Raw genomic sequence first — 17,705 nt, 5'->3', positions numbered from 1 at the left:
CAAGCCGGCGCCTGCAAGAGCACCCCCGATGGTGTGCCGACCGTAGGCGCTGGCTTGCCGGCGAAGGCGCCCAGCGGCACTGCGCAGGAGCCAAGGGCCTGCTCGCCGGCAAGCCGGCGCCTACGAGGGTGGGGGCCGGATCGCTTGGGTGGAGGCGATTGTCGCAAAAGATTTCATCAATTCTTGATTCTCAATTCGCCATGCGGCAAGTTGCGCGCTTCTCAACACAAGGAGCAGCCCATGTCCGGCTCAATGGCCCAGGCGTTTGCGCACAATTTTCTCGGCCAGTCCCCACGTTGGTACAAGGCCAGCATCCTCGCCTTCCTGCTGCTCAATCCCCTGCTGTACTTCTGGGTCAGCCCGGCGGCGGCCGGATGGTGCCTGGTGATCGAGTTCATCTTCACCCTGGCCATGGCCCTCAAGTGCTACCCCTTGATGCCCGGCGGCCTGCTGCTGGTGGAGGCGCTGCTGCTGGGCATGGCCACGCCCCAGGCCCTGTATGACGAACTGGTGCACAACTTCCCGGTGATCCTGCTGCTGATGTTCATGGTGGCCGGCATCTATTTCATGAAGGAACTGCTGCTGTTCCTGTTCTCCCGGCTACTGCTGGGGGTGCGTTCCAAGGCGCTGCTGGGCTTGCTGTTCTGCTTTCTGTCGGCCTTTCTCTCGGCCTTTCTCGACGCCCTGACCGTCACCGCGGTGATCATCAGCGCCGCCGTGGGCTTCTACTCGGTGTACCACCGTGTGGCCTCCGGCAATGACCCGCGCCAGGACAGCGCCTTTGGCGACGACCAGCACCTGCCGACCCTGCATCACGACGACCTGCAGCAGTTCCGTGCCTTTCTGCGCAGCCTGTTGATGCACGGCGCCGTGGGCACGGCCCTGGGCGGCGTGTGCACCCTGGTGGGTGAACCGCAGAACCTGTTGATCGGCCACGAGATGGGCTGGCACTTCGCCGAGTTCTTCAGCAAGGTGGCGCCGGTGTCCCTGCCGGTGCTGGCGGCGGGGCTGGCGACCTGCGTGCTGCTGGAAAAACTGCGCTGGTTCGGTTACGGCACCCTGCTGCCGGACAATGTGCGCCGGGTGCTGGCCAACTACGCCGCCGAAGACGATGCCCAGCGCAGCGCGCGGCAACGGGCGGCCCTGGTGGTGCAGGGGCTGGCGGCCTTGATCCTGATTGTCGGCCTGGCCCTGCATGTGGCCGAAGTCGGGCTGATCGGGCTGTTGGTGATCGTGCTGATCACCGCCTTCACCGGGATTACCGATGAGCACCGGCTGGGCAACGCCTTCAAGGACGCCATGCCCTTCACCGCCCTGCTGGTGGTGTTCTTTGCCGTGGTCGCAGTGATTCACCAGCAGCAACTGTTCGTGCCGCTGATCCAGTGGGTGCTGGCGCTGCCGCAGGAGCAGCAACCGGGCATGCTGTTCATCGCCAATGGCCTGCTGTCGGCGATCAGTGACAACGTGTTCGTCGCCACCATCTACATCACCGAAGTGAAACGGGCCTTCGTCGCCGGACAGATGAGCCGCGAACACTTCGAGACCCTGGCGATCGCCATCAACACCGGCACCAACCTGCCCAGCGTGGCCACGCCCAACGGCCAGGCGGCGTTCCTGTTCCTGCTGACGTCGGCGATTGCGCCGCTGGTTCGCCTGTCCTACGGCCGCATGGTGTGGATGGCCCTGCCCTACACCGTGGTCATGGGCCTGCTGGGCTGGTACGCGGTGAGCTACTGGCTGTAGGCATTGCCGCGCCGCCTCGGGGCTGGACGTTGCGGCGCGCTTGAATCGATAGCAGCAAGCCCGTGGCCCGGCGCAACGCCCGGCCATGCTCCTCAGCGCAGGAGGATGTAGCGCTCGATGGCCTCGGCGGCGCCGTCTTCCAGGTTGCTGCCGGTGATCACATCCGCCTGGCGCTTGACCTGCTCCTGCGCCTGGCCCATGGCAATCGACAGGCCGGCACGCTGGAACATCGCCGGGTCGTTGCCGCCATCCCCCAGCGCCGCGGTGCGCTGCAGCGGCACGCCCAGGTACTCGGCCAGGGTGACCAGGGCCTGTCCCTTGTCCGCCTGCAGGGCGGTGACATCAAGGAACCTGGGTTGGGAACGGGACGCCTGGGCCTGCCCGGCGGTGCTTGCATGCAAGCGAGCCTCCAGCTCCACCAGCAACCGATGGTCGCTGCTGGCGGCCACGATCTTGTCGATGCGCGGCAGGTACTCCTCGAAACTGTCCACCACTTTCGGCCCAAAGCCCAGCGCCTGGCGCTCCAGGGGCATGAGGGCGCCATCGAGGTGGCGCAGCAGCCATTGGTTGTCGGCGAACACCCAAGTCTCGATCTGCGGGAACGCTTCGAACAGCAGCAAGGCGCTCACCGCCGCTGGCACCGGCACATGATGGCGAACCAGAAAGCAGCCATCGGGCCTGACGATGCTGCCGCCATTGAACCCCGCTGTCGGCAGGTCCACGCCCAGGGCCTCGATCTGCTGCTGCATGGCCCGCGGCGGTCGGCCGGTGGCCAGGCTGAACGCCACCCCAGCCTCGCGCAAGGCGCGAACGGCATCGAGGGTGCGGGGGCTGATGCTGTGGTCGGGACGCAACAGGGTGCCGTCCATGTCACTGAGCAGGAACTGGATCGACGGCGCCTTGGAGACACTCATCCGAGGGGGCGCCAGACCCGGCCGTCCCGCGCCAGCAGCTCGTCGCCGGCCGCCGGGCCATCGGTGCAGGCGGGATAAGGCTGCACACTGGCGTCCAGCTTCCAGGCATCGAGAAAGGGCTGTACCGCACGCCAGCCGTTCTCGATGTTGTCGGCGCGCTGAAACAGGGTCTGATCGCCGATCAGGCAGTCATAGATCAGCGTCTCGTAGCCGGTGGACGGCTGCATTTCGAAGAAATCGCGGTAGGCAAAGCCCAACTCGATATTGGCCATGTCCAGGCTCGGCCCGGGCCGCTTGGCCAGCAGATCGAACCATACGCCCTCATTGGGCTGGATCTGGATCAGCAGGTAGGTCGGCGACAGGCGCTCGACCTCGGTGTCACGGAATTGCGCATAAGGCGCCGGCTTGAAGCAAATGACGATCTCGGTGTCGCGCACGCTCATGCGCTTGCCGGTACGCAGGTAGAACGGCACCCCGACCCAGCGCCAGTTGTCGATCATCACCTTCAGCGCGACATAGGTTTCGGTATTGCTGTCCGGCGCCACATTGGCCTCGTCGCGATAACCCGGCACCGGCTTGCCGTCCGCCACGGCGGCACTGTACTGACCGCGCACCGAGTTGGCCCGGGCCTCTTCCAGGGACCAGGGGCGGATCGCCCCCACCACCTTGGCCTTCTCGCCGCGCACCGCGTCGGCGCCAAAGGCCGCCGGGGGCTCCATCGCCACCATCGCCAACAGCTGGAACAGGTGATTGGGCACCATGTCCCGCAGGGCGCCGGTGTGTTCATAAAAGCTGCCACGGGTTTCGACCCCGACGGTTTCCGCCGCGGTGATCTGCACGTGGTCGATGTAATGATTGTTCCAAAACGCTTCGAACAGGCTGTTGGAGAACCGGCTGACCAGAATGTTCTGCACGGTTTCCTTGCCCAGGTAATGGTCGATGCGATAGATCTGCTTTTCGCTCATGACCTTGAGCAGGCAGGCGTTGAGGGCTTCGGCGGTCTGCAGGTCGGAGCCGAAGGGCTTCTCGATCACCACCCGGCGAAAGCCGTCCTCCCGCTCCTCCAGCAGCCCCGCCGCCCCCAGCCGCTGCACCACTTCACCGAAGAAGCGCGGAGCGGTGGCCAGGTAGAACACCGCATTGCCGGTGCCGCTGGCGGCAATCCGTGCTGCCAGCTCGACATAGGTGGAATCGTCGAGGAAATCGCCCTGGACGTAGCGGATGCCCCGGGTCAGGCGGGCCCAGACGGCGGCGTCCACCGACGCCCCCTGGCCTTGTTTGTTCAGCACTTCATCGCGAAGGAAGTCTTCCAGCAGCGTGGCGAACTCGGCGTCGCTCACCGCATTGTGGTCGACGCCGACAATCCGCAGTCCCTCATCCAGCAAGCCGTCGCGGCTCAGGTTGTACAGCGCCGGGGTCAACAGGCGCTTGACCAGATCGCCCCGGGCACCGAACAGGAACAGCGTGGTCGGCGGCGCCGGCAACGCCTTGGACTTCTTTCGCGTGGCGGTCATTTCTTCCCGCTCTCCACATGGCCGCCAAAGCCGAAGCGCATGGCCGAGAGCAGTTTGTCGCCGTAGGTGCCCTGGCCGCGGGAGCGGTAGCGGGAGAACAGCGAGTTGGACAGCACCGGCACCGGCACCGCCTGCTCCATGGCCGCTTCGATGGTCCAGCGCCCTTCGCCGCTGTCGGCCACGGAACCGGAAAAGCCTTCGAGTTTCGGATCGCCGGCCAGGGCATCGGCGGTCAGGTCCAGGAGCCAGGACGACACCACGCTGCCACGACGCCAGACTTCGGCGATGTCCGCCACGTTCAGGTCAAAACGCTGATCCTGCGGCAGGATGTCCGACGACTTGGTCTTGAGAATGTCGAAGCCCTCGGCGAAGGCCTGCATCATCCCGTACTCGATGCCGTTGTGGATCATCTTGACGAAGTGTCCGGCACCGGCGGGACCGGCGTGGATGTAGCCGCGCTCGGCACGGTCGTCAGCGGCGACCCGGTCCTTGGTCCGTGGAATCGAACCCAGGCCCGGGGCCAGGGCCGCGAACAGCGGATCCAGGCGCAGCACCTCATCGGCGTCGCCGCCGATCATCATGCAGTAGCCGCGCTCCAGGCCCCAGACGCCGCCGGAGGTGCCGACGTCGATGTACTTCAGGCCCTTTTGCGCCAGATCGCGGGCGCGACGGATGTCGTCCTTATAGTAGGTGTTGCCGCCGTCGATGATGACGTCACCCGGTTCCAGCAACTGGCTGAGGGTATCGATGGTGTCTTCGGTGGGTTCGCCGGCGGGCAGCATGACCCAGACGGCGCGGGGTTTTTCCAGGCCGGCCACCAGGGCCGGCAGATCGGCGACGCCCTTGGCGCCTTCGGCGGCCAGGGTGCTGACGAACTCGGTGTTGCGGTCAAAGACTACGGTTTCGTGCCCATTGAGCATCAGGCGCCGTGCAATGTTACCGCCCATGCGGCCCAGTCCAATAATCCCCAGTTGCATGTGCTGATGCTCCTACTGCAAAAAATTCAGATCAAAAAATGTATAGCCCAATGGGCCGGTACCCACTTCAAGGGGCGCAACTATACAAGGCAAGACGCTCCAAGACAGCGCAATCTTCAGACAAAAGCGCAGTTTTTGCGGCCACCTGCGCTCAACGCGACGTGCCCGGGCCCGGTTCCCGCCCCGGCGGGCGGGCAACGAGTGAAGATTAGTCCAGGCACCCGGGGCGAAGTTTCGCAGAGCCCGGGGGAATAACGACAGAAAACCACGGCAAGACACAGCGACCCCGAAAAATAAAAAAGTTCCCATTATCCGAAAAAGAAATAAAATCGCCGCCTGCGACAGCGCTCCACGCCCGGCATGGGCAGAGCACAGCATAGTTGAGGCACACCATTTGCGAGGTGAAGCAATGGGCACAGTACAACCGGCACGACCTGCACAAACCCTTTATGTGACCATTCGTCGCGACGAACTGCGTCAGCTCAAGGAGCAACGCGACCAGTTGCAACAAGAGGTCGCACAACTGCGTCGGATGTTGCAGGCCCAGGCTCAAGGCCCTGTCGCCGAGCTGCACCTTCCCTCCGCGAGCTGAACTCGCCCCTCGACGCAGGCCCGGCCTGCGTTATCTGTCCAACGGCGCATCCGCCGAACAGCCGTGACTGCCACGGCTTCCCAGACAAAAATCCCACGTCGGCCTCACGAACTTTTCACACTTGGCATTCGATACTCCAGGCCATTATGGCCGTCTTGTTACCGACGGCGGGCTTCATTTGCGGCGCGACACCTGCGCCCAATGATCTTGGAATTGTGGGGAGCACTGAATGGCTTTGTTCAAACGCAGTACGACGTCTGCGGCAGGTTTCGACTGGATGGGCCTGCTCTGGCTGTTCCTGTTCTTCTGGTATTTCTCCGGCATCACTCAACTGCTGATCCAGCTGACCGACACCTCCGGCTTCGCCGGTTTCCGCCAGGCGTTCTTCATGAGTGCCATCTGGCTGGCGCCGATGCTGCTGTTCCCGGCGCGCACCAAAGTCATGGCCGCGGTGATCGGCGTGGTGCTCTGGGCCTGTTCCATGGCCAGCCTGGGCTACTTCTTCATCTACCAGCAGGAGTTCTCGCAAAGCGTCATTTTCATCATGTTCGAGTCCAACCCCTCGGAAGCCGGTGAATACCTGACCCAGTACTTTGCCTGGTGGATGGTTGCGGCCTTCCTGGCCCACACGGCCTTTGCCATCTTCCTCTGGACCCGCCTGCGCCCGGTCTACCTGCCCCGGGGCCAGGCACTGGTCGCCGCCGCGGCGATCCTGGTGGCGATTGTCGGCTACCCCCTGGTCAAGCAGATCTCGCGCGCGGACACCCTGGCCGACGGCCTGGAAAAGTTCGAAACCCGCATCGAGCCGGCAGTGCCATGGCAGATGGTGGTCGCCTATCGCCGCTACCGTCAGCAACTGGACGGCATGCAAGGCATGCTCGACAGCGTCAGCAAGATCCCGCCCCTGACCAACCTCAAGGACAGCATGGCCAACCAGCCGGCCACCCTGGTGCTGGTGATCGGTGAATCCACCAACCGCCAGCGCATGAGCCTGTACGGCTACCCGCGCCAGACCACTCCGGAGCTGGACAAGCTCAAGGACCAGCTGGCGGTGTTCAACAACGTCATCACCCCGCGCCCCTATACCATCGAGGCCTTGCAACAGGTACTGACCTTCGCCGATGAAGAAAACCCCGACCTGTATCTCAAGACCCCCTCCCTGGTCAGCGTGATGAAGCAGGCCGGCTACAAGACCTACTGGATCACCAACCAGCAGACCATGACCAAGCGCAACACCATGCTCACCACCTTCTCTGAACAGGCGGACGAGCAGGTTTACCTGAACAACAACCGCAACCAGAACGCCCGCCAGTACGATGGCGACGTCCTGGAGCCCTTCTCCAAGGCCCTGGCCGACAGCGCCCCGCGCAAGTTCATCGTGGTGCACCTGCTGGGCACCCACATGAGCTACCAGTACCGCTACCCGCCGACCTTTGAAAAATTCACCGATCGCCAGGGCGTGCCGGCCGGCGTGCACGACGACCAGGTGCCGACCTACAACAGCTATGACAACGCCGTGCTGTACAACGACTTCGTGGTGTCCAGCCTGATCAAGGACTACGCCAAGACCGACCCCAACGGCTTCCTGCTGTACCTGTCGGACCACGGCGAAGACGTCTTCGACTCTGCCGGCCACGACACCCTGGGACGCAACGAAGGCAAGCCCACCGCGCCGATGTACACCATTCCGTTCATGGCCTGGGCCTCGCCGAAATGGCGCGAAACCCATGACTGGAACTTTGCTTCCGACCTCAGCCGGCCCTACATCAGCTCCCAGCTGGTGCATACCTGGGCCGAACTGGCCGGCCTGAGCTTCGATCAGCTGGACCCTAGCCGCAGCCTGATCAGCGACAGCTTCAAGCCTCGTCCCCTGCTGATTGGCAACCCCTACTCGCGCCAGAGCAAGCCGCTGATCGACTTCAGCCTGATGAAGCCCAAGCCGCCGACCGACGCCGCCGTGGTGCAGCAGTAAGAATCCACACCGGGGGCCGCAACGGCCCCCATCCCCGCCAATACGCAACAGCCCTTCCCCCTTCCCCCTGCCCCGTAGAAGCCTGCTGGTCGACGAAAGCGCCAGCGCCCGGCCTGATCAATGCCTCTGTCGGCACAGCGGCTCATAGCGACCTGCACCTGGCAACGGACACATGTTGTCAAGAATGCAATTGTGCATTCAGGCTGACGTTAACCCTCACTTAATACACTTCGCTGAAACTTGCCCCATCACTTCTTGTACAGGGACGAAACAAGTGACCGAACACTCTTAAGTAGGAAACGCAGTATGAAACTTTCAACTTTGGTATTTAGCGGTTTGATCCTAGCCACTTCCAGTGCAGCCTTTGCCGAAGGCGGAGCCGAGCATATGCAACGCTTCTACGAGAACTTCCGGGTCAATCAGCAACAGATTCACGGCGATAAGAACCAGAACCTCGCCAAGACCGAGCAAGACAAGGCCGGTACTCACTATTCCGCGCCGGACGCCAAGAAACAACAGCCCGACGCTTGATCCATGTTCAACGCAATACCCACTCTGGACATTGTGCTCCTGTGACAGAGATGGACGTTTGGCGCCCTGTTGGGCGCCTTTTTTATATCCGCTTAAAACAACTTTCTGTCACCACAATGACCCCTGCATTACAACTCTGTCATTTGCCACTGCGCGCGTGCCGATTGAATTAGGATGCCTGCGTCCGATCACACGCCATTCATCGACTCAGCGGCTAATCATCTGAATTAATTGATTATTTCTGTTGACCCTGTAGCTACTACAGGCTTCATCCTCTCCCTCATTCGATACTTCCCAAGCACTTTGAAGAGAATCCGGCAATGCGCATCCTGGTGGTTGAAGACGAACCCAAAACAGCGGACTACTTGCACCAAGGCCTGAGTGAAAGTGGTTATGTGGTCGATCGCGCCAACAATGGCGTGGACGGTTTGCACCTGATTCAACAGCAGCCTTACGAGTTGGTCATCCTGGATATAAACCTGCCGGGCAAAGATGGCTGGCAAGTGTTGCAAGATATGCGCGGACAATCTCAGGCACGGGTCATGATGTTGACCGCTCGCGGTCGTCTGGAAGACAAGGTCAAGGGATTGGACATGGGCGCCGATGATTATCTGGTCAAACCCTTTCAGTTTCCCGAGTTGTTGGCACGGGTGCGCACCCTGATACGGCGCGCTGAACCTGCAGCCCCTTCGCAAGTATTGCAAGTGGCCGATCTGCAACTTGATCCGCGACGTCATCGGGCTTATCGCGGCGATCGGCGTATTGACCTGACCACCAAGGAATTCACCCTGCTACATGTATTGATGCGTCATTCAGGAGAAGTACTGACCCGCACGCAAATCATTTCCCTGGTCTGGGACATGAACTTCGACTGCGACACCAACGTGGTGGAAGTGTCCATCAGCCGCCTGCGGGCCAAGATCGACGAAGCCCGCGAGGTGCGGTTGATCCACACCCTGCGCGGTGTCGGTTATGTCCTGGAAGTGCGCCCATGAAAACCCTGCCCGCCCCCGCCAGCAATAGCAGCCTGTCCATGCGCCTGGGGCTGACCGTCAGCCTGATGGGGGCGGCGCTGGTGCTGCTGCTGGCGAGCCTGGCCTACCTGGCCCTGAGCCACGAGCTGGACAACCTGGCGCGCAAGGGCCTGGACAGCAAGCTGGAACAGATCCGCCACAGCCTGACCAGCGACCTCAAGAGCAGCGACCTGGCCGCCCGCCCCCACTCCCTGCTGGACCTGGTGCTGGGCCACGACAACCTGCAATTGAGCATCCTGGGCAGCGACCCGCTGGCCGAGCCCCTGCTCAATGTCGGCGGCGATCTGCAGCAATCGCTGCCCGAGGCCCTGAAGAAGGTGCCCGACAGCGGTTACTTCGACTGGCGCGACCACCGAGGCACTCAGTTACTCGGCGCCGCCCGAGCGATGAGCCTGCGCAACGGCGAACAGGTGCGGGTGATCCTGAGCCTGGACCGCAGCAACGATCAGGCCCTGCTCAGCGCCTATCTGCGCTCCACGGTGATTGCCCTGCCGCTGTTGCTGCTGCTGATCGGCATCGGCGCCTGGCGCCTGGTGCAGCGCGGCCTGCTGCCCCTGCAGCAGTTCACCCGGGTGGCCGCCAAGGTCACCACCCAGGACCTGACCCATCGCTTGAACCTGGAGCGGTTGCCCCGGGAGCTGGCGGAACTGGGCCAGGGCTTCAACGTCATGCTGCACCGCCTGGATGGCGGGGTGCAGCGCCTGTCGCAGTTCTCCGACGACCTGGCCCATGAACTGCGCTCGCCCATCAGCAACCTGATGGGCAAGGCCCAGGTGACCCTGTCCCGGGAACGCCCGCCGGAGGAATACAAGGCCGTGCTGGAATCGAGCATCGAGGAACTGGAGCGGGTCACCCGGATCGTCGCCGACATGCTGTTCCTGGCCCAGGTCAGCCAGCCGGCCTCCCAGGCCCGCTTCACCCGGGTATCCCTGGCCGAGGAGGCACGCCGGGTCGTGGACCTGTTCGCCCTCAGTGCCGAGGACAAGCAGCTGGCACTTGAGTTGAGCGGCGACGCCTGGGTGCAGGGCGATCGCCTGATGATCCAGCGGGCGATTTCCAACCTGCTGTCCAATGCCATTCGCCATTGCCCGGAACAGGGACGGATCACCCTGCGGATCGAACGCCAACTGCAGGACGTCAGCCTGGCCGTGGGCAACCCGGGACCGGGCATCGCCGCCTGCCACTTGCCCCATCTGTTCGAGCGCTTCTACCGGGTCGACAGCAGCCGCACCCGGGCCGAAGGCGGGACCGGACTGGGCCTGGCGATCGTTCGCTCAATCATGAACCTGCATCAAGGACGCACCGAGGTCGCCAGCGATCCACAGCACCTCACCGAGTTCCGCCTGGTGTTCCCCAAGCCCGATCCGGCCTTGCACGATGCCTAGAGCAGCCAGCCGCCCAGCGCCGCCCCCAGCAGCACCAGGGCCCAGGGCGGTACCCGGCCGCTGCGCAGCATCACCAGGGCCAGCAGCACCGCCAGCAGTTCTGTGGGCCCGGTCACGCTGCTGGTCCCCAGCGGCTGGTACAGCGCGGCCGCCAGTACCCCCACCACCGCGGCATTGACCCCGGCCAGCGCCGCCTGGATGCGCCGACGTTGGCGCAAGGTCTGCCAGAAAGGCAGCACGCCGATCACCAGCAAAAAACCCGGCAAGAAGATCGCCAACAGACAGATCAGGGCCCCGGACCAACCGTCGATGGCCGCCCCGATGAACGCCGCGACACTGAACAACGGCCCCGGCACCGCCTGGGCGCTGGCATAGCCGGTCATGAACAGGGGATCGCTGATCCAGCCGGACTCCACGACCTGACTCTGCAACAGCGGCAACACCACATGCCCGCCGCCAAAGACCAGGGCGCCGATGCGATAGAACGCGTCGAACAGGCGCAGCCAGGTGTGTGGCCACAGCGCCGACAGCCAGGGCAGCACTAGCAATAGCAAGGCAGCCACCGCCAGTAGCAGCGCACCCAGGCGCCGACTGCCCCAGGGGGCGAGCGCATCGACCTCGGTCCGGGCGGCCGGGGTGATCAGCACACCCCCCACCAGTGCCGCCAGCAGCATCACCAGCAACTGTCCGCTCAGGCCTGGCCAGCGCAGCACCAGCCACGCGGCGAGCAAGGCAATGGCGATACGCAAGGCACCACGACACAGGTTGCGGGCCATTCCCCACAGCGCCAGGGCGACCACGGCGACCGCCACAATCTGCAAGCCCTTGAGCACCCCGGGAGGCACCCCACTGCCGATTCCCAGCGCCAGCAAGGCCAGGGCCAGCGCCGACGGCAAGGTGAAACCGAGCCAGGCGCACAAGGCACCGGGCAGGCCCGCACGTGACACCCCCAGGACTATGCCGACCTTGCTGCTGGCCGGTCCCGGAAGAAACTGGCACAGGGCGACCAGCTCGGCGTAGGCCGCCTCCCCCAGCCAGCGGCGGCGCTGGACGAACTCCTGACGGAAATACCCCAGGTGCGCCACCGGCCCACCGAACGACGTCAGCCCCAGACGCAGGAACATCAGGAAAATCTGCCAGGGACTTTCCCTGGACGCGCAAGGCTCGGACGCCGGGCTGACAGCGGACATTACAAGGCTTTACTCCAGAACAGCATGCGGCCATGGGCCGGATCGAGCCTGGCGTCGGCGAAACCGCAGGCCTGGTAGGCCGCCTGAGCCCGGGCATTGCCCTCCAGCACCTCCAGGGTGATCTTGCAGCAGCCCCGTTGCCGGGCGATGTCCTCGACCTTCTGCAGCATCCGCCGGCTCAGGCCCTGACCGCGAAAGCCGTCGAGCACCAGCACATCGTGGACATTCACCAGGGGCCGACAGGCAAAGGTGGAAAAACCCTCGAAGCAGTTCACCAGCCCCACCGGCTGGCCCCCGGCAAAGGCCAGCACACTGAACGCCTGAGGCCGCTTGGCCAGTTCCGCCGGCAGTTGCCGGAGCAGGTCCTGCTCCAGGGGCCGACCACCCCCCATGGGGTCCTCGGCATAGTGGTTGAGCAGTACCCCTATGGCTTCGGCATGCACCGGATTGCTGTAGCTAGCTTGCAGCACCACGACATCGGCAACGTCCATGTTCATCCTCGATCAACGCATTGGAAGAGAGCGCTCAGGGCTCGGGCAGCCTGGATTGTAGGCCGGTGGATTTGACCAAACGAAGATATTCCCGCCACTTGCCAGAGAAAAATCCTAGGCAATGGAAACGACTCGCATCAGCGGCAAGCACTTCCCAGTCAAGCACCCGGCTGCCGGGCAAAACGCTGCAACTGCATCTCCCGCAGGCGGCTGAGGGTGCGGCGGAAGGCAAACTCCAGGTAGCCCTCGGTGTACAGCTGCTCCATTGGCACCCGGGCCTCCAGGTACAGCGGCACTCCACGGTCGTAGCATTCGTCCACCAGGGCGATGAAGCGCCGCACGCTGTCGTCGTGGATCGACAGTTGCGGCAGTTCCCGATCGCCCGCCACCACCCGCTGGGCCCCATCCTCGGTGCCCCGGGCAATGCGCCCCGGACGTTGCCGGGCACTGAGATTGGGCACCTCGCTGAGGAGGATCGCCCGGTAGCGGTCGCACAGGGCCATGAAATCCATGGCCGAGAACGGCTGCTCGCAAAGGTCGGCAAAGCGGCACCAGATCACCGTCGTCGCCGCCTTGACCACCGATACCGTTCGATAGCCGATCAACAGCGGCTCGCTGGACACCGCCTGCCCCGCACTCAACTCGCGAAACAGCGGCTCCAGGGCACTGGGCTGGCCCTCGACGCTCAGCCAATAGCGCTGCGTGGCGGCGCCGGGGTGCAGGCGGTGGTCCTGCTCGCCGTCCACCGCCTGCACCTGCAGGTGCTGGCGGATGGCGTCGATGGCCGGCAGGAAGCGCTCGCGATTGAAGCCATCGGCATACAACTGTTCGGGGGGCTGGTTGGAGGTGCAGACCATCACCACTCCCTGTTCGAACATCACCTGGAACAGGCGCCCGAGAATGATCGCATCGCCGATGTCGTTGACGAACAACTCATCGAAACACAGCACCCGCACCTCTTCGGCAAGCTCCCGGGCCAGGGCCTGCAGGGGATCGGCGGTGCCGGTGAGCTGGAACGAGCGCTGGTGCACCCAGCCCATGAAGTGATGAAAATGCTGACGCCGGGCCGGCACCCTGAGGCTCTGGTAGAACTGATCCATGAGCCAGGTCTTGCCGCGCCCGACCGCGCCCCACAGATAGACCCCCTGCACCGGCTTGCGCCCCTGATGCAGCGCCTCATGACATTGCTGCAAGGCTTGCACCGCACGCGCCTGGGCGGGATCGGCGACAAAGCCGTCCTGCTCCAGGGCATGCCGGTAAGCGCTCATGGGGGAATCGAATGGCATGGGCCGCTGGCCTCCTGGCAAAGAGCCGCAGTATGCCATCACCCGCCGCTCCGGGCCTGATCCGTGGCCGCCGCCAAACCCGCGAGCGGCGCCAGGGCCTGGGCCGCGCCCAGGCCCTTTGCGCCCCTGCCGGCCGTTGGCGGCCTGCGGCCGCGGCTGCATCAGCGCGAGATGTCCAGGCGCTCAATGCGGCCCTGGTCGTCCAGGCGGAAGGTGTGGCGCAACGCCTGGGGGCTGCCGGGGAAATCACCGCACACCCGACTGTCGAGCAAGATCTTTCCGGTACGCTGCTGAACCCCGAGGACTTCCAGGCGACGCGCGCCTGCGCCCATCCAGCGGGCAATCTGCTGGGGCCCCACGCAGTGCTCACGCTCATCGAAAATCTGCGCCCGGGCGGCGAAGATCGACGCCACCCGCGTACTGTCGCCGCTGTTGACCGCCGCGACATAAGCGACGATGGCCGGGGCCAGGGAAGGGTCTGTGGCCGACATGACAAAAGCTCCTTGCTGTTGAATGAGGACGCCATGCTAAAGCCCCCTTGCGTCATTTCCTGTCAGCAGTGAATCGACCCTGCTCATCGCTCTGCAGGCGTTTGCGCCAGGCTCGCAGCCAGTCGCTGCGCCGCCCCGGATACAGCTCGCCCTGCTCCTGGGCGGCGGCGATGCGGTCGGTGCGAAAGGTCCGGTAATCGCCCCGCAGCTCGCACCAGGCCACGATCACCCGGGCCTCGTTGAGAAAACCCAGGGCCAGCGGCCAGATCAGCCGCTGGCTGGGGGTGCGGTTGACGTCGGCATAGTCGATCAACAGCTTGGCCTGATGACGGATCGCCTGGCGGAACACGTTGAGCGACACCGGGTTGTCCGGAAAGCCCCAGCCCGCCGGGCCCGGCAGCAGGGTCGGGTTGCGCAAGGCATCCTGGGCCGCCGGGGCCAGCACCGCGGCGATCTTGGCCATGGCGTCGGCGGCGACCTTGCTCAACACCTCGTCGCCACGCTGATCGACGTAACGCAGGCCCAACACCACGGCCTCGGTTTCATCGGCATTGAGCATCAACGGCGGCAGGAACAGCCCGCTGCGCAGCACATAGCCGATGCCGGCCTCGCCGTAGATCGGCGCGCCGAGGGAGGTCAGCTCGGCAATATCGCGGTACAGGGTGCGCTCGGACACCTCCAGCTCCGCCGCCAGGGTAGCGGCGGTAACGGGACGGCTCTTGCCTCGCAGCATCTGCAACAGGGTGAGTAAACGGCTGGCTCGCGACACCTTGGACGGACTCCGGAAAAAAACACCGGCGCAGATTACCAAAGCCTCCTGACAGTTTCTGTCAGGAGGCTGAGTGCTGGCGGGGGATTGTGTTGCCGCTGCCGCAGGCTGCGAACGGCCCCGGGGACGCAGGATCCCGGCCGCCCTCCAAGGTCCGGCCGGGGATCGCCAAACAAGGCCCCGCGGGCCTAGGCGCTGCCTCGCCGGGGCCCGGCAGCGGCGACCGCAGCAGCGTCAGTAGGCCATGGTCCAGGTCAGGGTGTAGGTACGGCCACGGCCCTGGTAGTCATAGAGGTAGTCCGGGCCGTAGGTCGGCGAATAGAACAGCTTGGCGCGCTGGCCCCAGACCGTGCTGTATTGCTTGTCCAGGAGGTTCTGGATGCCGCCGCTGAAGGTGCCGAAGGCTGTGTCGTGGCTGCCCAGCAGGTCGAAGGTGGTGTAGCCGTCGATGGTGTTGGGCGCATCGACGCTGTGGGTGGCGTCGATCTGCCTGACCGCGTCGTCCTTGAGGCTGAAGGCGTGGTTGCCCTGCAGGCGCACACTGCTGCTGTCGTCCTTCCAGCCGACGAAGGCGGTCAACTTGGACAGGGATGCATAACGGGCGTCGCGCTTCTTCCAGCCGCCGTTCTTGCCCTCCTCCTCGGAACGCACCGCGTGCAGGGTGCCTCCCAGCTCCCAGCCGTTCTGCAAATGCCGGGTCAGGGCGCTCTCGAAACCGTAGTCGCGGCTCTTCTGATCCTTGACGTCGATGGTCAGGGTGGCCTGGTCGGTGGTGATCACCTTGTCCGACCATATGTAGTACAGCGCTGCCTGGGCGTCCCAGTCGCTGTCAGAAAAACGCCAGCCGGTTTCCACCTGGCGGCTCTTGATCCCGGCCAGCGGGTTGTCGTCGACGCTCAGCCCCGGCTTGCCGTAGAACTTGGCCGGGTCCGGCAGATCGAAGCCCTCGCCGTAGTTGACCCACAGCTGATGGCCGTTCTTGAAGTCGTAGATGCTGCCCAGGTTGTAGAGGTTGACCGCATAGTCGTTGCTGCCCCCAGGCACGTTCTTGAACTGGTCGACATCCACGTCCATTTGCTGGCGCCGGTAGCCGCCGGACACCGTCAGGTTGTCGGTGGCGTGCCAGTCCAGCTGGGCGTAGCCGGACAGGCCGTCGACCCGGTAGCTGGGATAGCGCGGCGCCTTGCTCTGGGTCACCAGGTCGAGGCCGCCGCTGCCCGAGGACAGGCCCTGGTCGAAGGTGCTCTGTTCGGCGTTGAAACGCTCCCGGTCCAGGTCCACGCCGTAGGTCAGCTTGAACGCTTCGAACTCCTTGGCGAACAGCGCCTTGAGGCTGGTGACCTCGAAGTTCTGCTGCGAAGCGGCGAAATACACGCCCTTGGAACCTGCCGGGCTGCCGCTGTTGTAGTAGGGAAACGGGAAGAAGTTGTCGTCTTCCTTGCGGTACGAGGCCTGCAGGTAGAAGTCCTGGCCCAGCACGTCGCTGTGGTGGTAGTTGGCGTTGAGCAGCAGGCGCTTGGTGCGCGGTTCCAGGTCCGTGGAGTAGCCGCTGCGCAGCTCGGCGTCCTCCAGGTTGGACGGCGCCTTGTACCTGAGGTTGGGGAAGTAGATCCCGGTGCTGCCGTGGTTGCCCGAGTCGTAGTACTGGGCCAGCAGGTCCAGGCTCTGCTCCTCGTTGAACTGCAGGGCCAGGCTGCCCATCAGGTCCAGGGTGCGGTTGTACTGCAGGTCGGTCTGGGTGTTGTCGATGAAGATCTGCTGGCCGGCGCCGTCATAGAACGCCCGGTTCTGCTCCCCCGCCACCGCCAGCCGGCCGCTGATGGCGTCGTTGCCGCCACTCACCGACTGAGCGATGCGGGTGGTCAGGTCGTCGCTGTTGTTGAAGCCGCTGCTGGCGCCCAGTTGCGTCTCGAAACGCGCCGGGCCCGGCTCGCCTTTCTTGGTGACGATGTTGATGATGCCGCCGGTGGCACCGCCGCCGTAGATGGCGCTGGCCCCGGACAGCACTTCAACCCGCTCGACGTTGAACGGCGAAATGCTATCGAACTGCCGGGACAGGCCCCGGGAGCTGTTCTGGCTGACCCCGTCGATCATCACCAGGACGTTGCGCCCACGCATGTTCTGGCCATAGTTGGTGCGCCCTTCCGGCGCCAGATCGAGGCCCGGCACCAGCTTGCCGATGGCTTCCTTGAGGCTGACCCCAGTGCTCAACTGCTCGCGCAGCTGGCTCTGCTCCACCACCCACACCGTGCCGGGGATCTCGCTGATCGCGGCGCTGGTGCGCGAGGCCACGCTGACCTGGGTCGGCTTTAGGTCCAGGCTTGCAGCCGGAGCAGCCGCGCGGCGCAGGATCACGGTGCGGCCATCGCTGAACGACCAGCTCATGCCGCTGCCGGCCAGCAGGCTGTGCAGGGCCTGGGCCAGGGTCAGTTCTCCGTTGAGCGCGGTGGATTGCAGGCCCGCGACATCGCTGGTGGTGTACAGCAGGCGCACATCGGCCTGGTCGGCGAAGCGGGTCAGCGCCTGATCCAGTGGCTGGGCCGGCAGGTTCAGCGAAACCCGACGCGCCTCGGCAGCGCTGGCCTGGGTGAATGTGGCGGCCTCGTCGGCCAGCGCCAGAACCGGGCTCAAGGCTCCGGCGAACAGCGCCTGAGCCAGTAATGTGCGGCGCATGATGTGTTGACCGCGCCCCAGTGTCGACAGCTTGAACATAGCTTTCACGTGTTCCTTCCCAGCCGGTTGAAATGTCGTCAATGAGAATGATTTTCTTCTCAGTCTCACTACGACGATTTCCCGCAGCGGAACTTGCAGTGCAC

General features: G+C 64.4%; 15 protein-coding genes. 6 read left to right on the top strand and 9 right to left on the bottom strand.

The features are described 5' to 3' along the window. Window positions 1–240: 240 nt before the first annotated feature. The gene (gene nhaB, locus L1O02_RS15085) at window positions 241–1,743 is read left to right on the top strand and encodes a sodium/proton antiporter NhaB (protein ID WP_235760185.1); all 1,503 of its coding nucleotides are present in this window, start codon (window positions 241–243) and stop codon (window positions 1,741–1,743) included. A gap of 92 nt (window positions 1,744–1,835) precedes the next feature. Here nhaB and L1O02_RS15080 read toward each other — a convergent pair whose 3' ends face one another. From L1O02_RS15080 to gnd, 3 genes are read right to left on the bottom strand one after another with little or no spacing between them, the layout of a single operon-like run. Next, window positions 1,836–2,657, bottom strand: a complete 822-nt coding sequence (locus tag L1O02_RS15080; RefSeq protein WP_235760184.1) for a Cof-type HAD-IIB family hydrolase — start codon at window positions 2,655–2,657, stop codon at window positions 1,836–1,838. Beyond that, entirely contained in the window at window positions 2,654–4,171 is a 1,518-nt protein-coding gene (gene zwf, locus L1O02_RS15075; RefSeq protein ID WP_235760183.1) for a glucose-6-phosphate dehydrogenase, read from the bottom strand. The genes L1O02_RS15080 and zwf overlap by 4 nt, the downstream gene beginning before the upstream one ends. Further along, window positions 4,168–5,148: a phosphogluconate dehydrogenase (NAD(+)-dependent, decarboxylating) gene (gene gnd, locus L1O02_RS15070; protein ID WP_060839398.1), complete on the bottom strand. Its 981-nt coding sequence runs from the start codon at window positions 5,146–5,148 to the stop codon at window positions 4,168–4,170. Before gnd ends, zwf begins: the two co-directional genes overlap by 4 nt. A gap of 409 nt (window positions 5,149–5,557) precedes the next feature. Here gnd and L1O02_RS15065 point away from each other — a divergent pair, with 409 nt between their 5' ends. The 5 genes from L1O02_RS15065 to L1O02_RS15045 all read left to right on the top strand — a co-directional run bounded on the left by L1O02_RS15065 (window position 5,558) and on the right by L1O02_RS15045 (window position 10,662). Then, window positions 5,558–5,740: a DUF6026 family protein gene (locus tag L1O02_RS15065; protein ID WP_082729251.1), complete on the top strand. Its 183-nt coding sequence runs from the start codon at window positions 5,558–5,560 to the stop codon at window positions 5,738–5,740. 229 nt (window positions 5,741–5,969) lie between these two features. Further along, window positions 5,970–7,712: a phosphoethanolamine transferase CptA gene (locus tag L1O02_RS15060; protein ID WP_235760182.1), complete on the top strand. Its 1,743-nt coding sequence runs from the start codon at window positions 5,970–5,972 to the stop codon at window positions 7,710–7,712. A 306-nt stretch (window positions 7,713–8,018) separates the two neighbouring features. Beyond that, window positions 8,019–8,243: a hypothetical protein gene (locus L1O02_RS15055; protein ID WP_016963250.1), complete on the top strand. Its 225-nt coding sequence runs from the start codon at window positions 8,019–8,021 to the stop codon at window positions 8,241–8,243. A gap of 320 nt (window positions 8,244–8,563) precedes the next feature. Next, window positions 8,564–9,238, top strand: coding sequence for a heavy metal response regulator transcription factor (locus L1O02_RS15050; protein WP_235760181.1), 675 nt, complete (start codon window positions 8,564–8,566; stop codon window positions 9,236–9,238). Beyond that, on the top strand, window positions 9,235–10,662 hold the full coding sequence (locus L1O02_RS15045; protein WP_235760180.1) for a heavy metal sensor histidine kinase: 1,428 nt from the start codon (window positions 9,235–9,237) through the stop codon (window positions 10,660–10,662). Before L1O02_RS15050 ends, L1O02_RS15045 begins: the two co-directional genes overlap by 4 nt. Here the strand turns inward: L1O02_RS15045 and chrA are convergent. The 6 genes from chrA to L1O02_RS15015 form a co-directional block, all read right to left on the bottom strand. Next, window positions 10,659–11,852 (bottom strand): chromate efflux transporter, encoded by a 1,194-nt coding sequence (gene chrA, locus L1O02_RS15040; protein ID WP_235760179.1) that lies wholly within the window; start codon window positions 11,850–11,852, stop codon window positions 10,659–10,661. The two genes, L1O02_RS15045 and chrA, sit on opposite strands and share 4 nt — an antisense overlap. Beyond that, the gene (locus tag L1O02_RS15035) at window positions 11,852–12,343 is read right to left on the bottom strand and encodes a GNAT family N-acetyltransferase (RefSeq protein WP_235760178.1); all 492 of its coding nucleotides are present in this window, start codon (window positions 12,341–12,343) and stop codon (window positions 11,852–11,854) included. The genes chrA and L1O02_RS15035 overlap by 1 nt, the downstream gene beginning before the upstream one ends. 158 nt (window positions 12,344–12,501) lie before the next feature. Beyond that, window positions 12,502–13,629, bottom strand: coding sequence for a cell division protein ZapE (gene zapE / locus L1O02_RS15030; RefSeq protein WP_235760177.1), 1,128 nt, complete (start codon window positions 13,627–13,629; stop codon window positions 12,502–12,504). Between the two features lie 161 nt (window positions 13,630–13,790). Continuing rightward, window positions 13,791–14,120: a ketosteroid isomerase gene (locus L1O02_RS15025; protein WP_108543869.1), complete on the bottom strand. Its 330-nt coding sequence runs from the start codon at window positions 14,118–14,120 to the stop codon at window positions 13,791–13,793. Window positions 14,121–14,172: 52 nt separating this feature from the next. Next, window positions 14,173–14,889, bottom strand: a complete 717-nt coding sequence (locus L1O02_RS15020; RefSeq protein WP_060843659.1) for a YafY family protein — start codon at window positions 14,887–14,889, stop codon at window positions 14,173–14,175. A 234-nt stretch (window positions 14,890–15,123) separates the two neighbouring features. Beyond that, window positions 15,124–17,601: a TonB-dependent receptor gene (locus L1O02_RS15015; protein WP_235760249.1), complete on the bottom strand. Its 2,478-nt coding sequence runs from the start codon at window positions 17,599–17,601 to the stop codon at window positions 15,124–15,126. Window positions 17,602–17,705: the final 104 nt, after the last annotated feature.

Source organism: Pseudomonas sp. BC42, from assembly GCF_021560055.1.
In the GTDB taxonomy this organism is placed as follows: Bacteria; Pseudomonadota; Gammaproteobacteria; order Pseudomonadales; family Pseudomonadaceae; genus Aquipseudomonas.
Note: the sequence above shows the minus strand (reverse complement) of the source record. Positions and strands in the feature narration are given on the sequence as shown.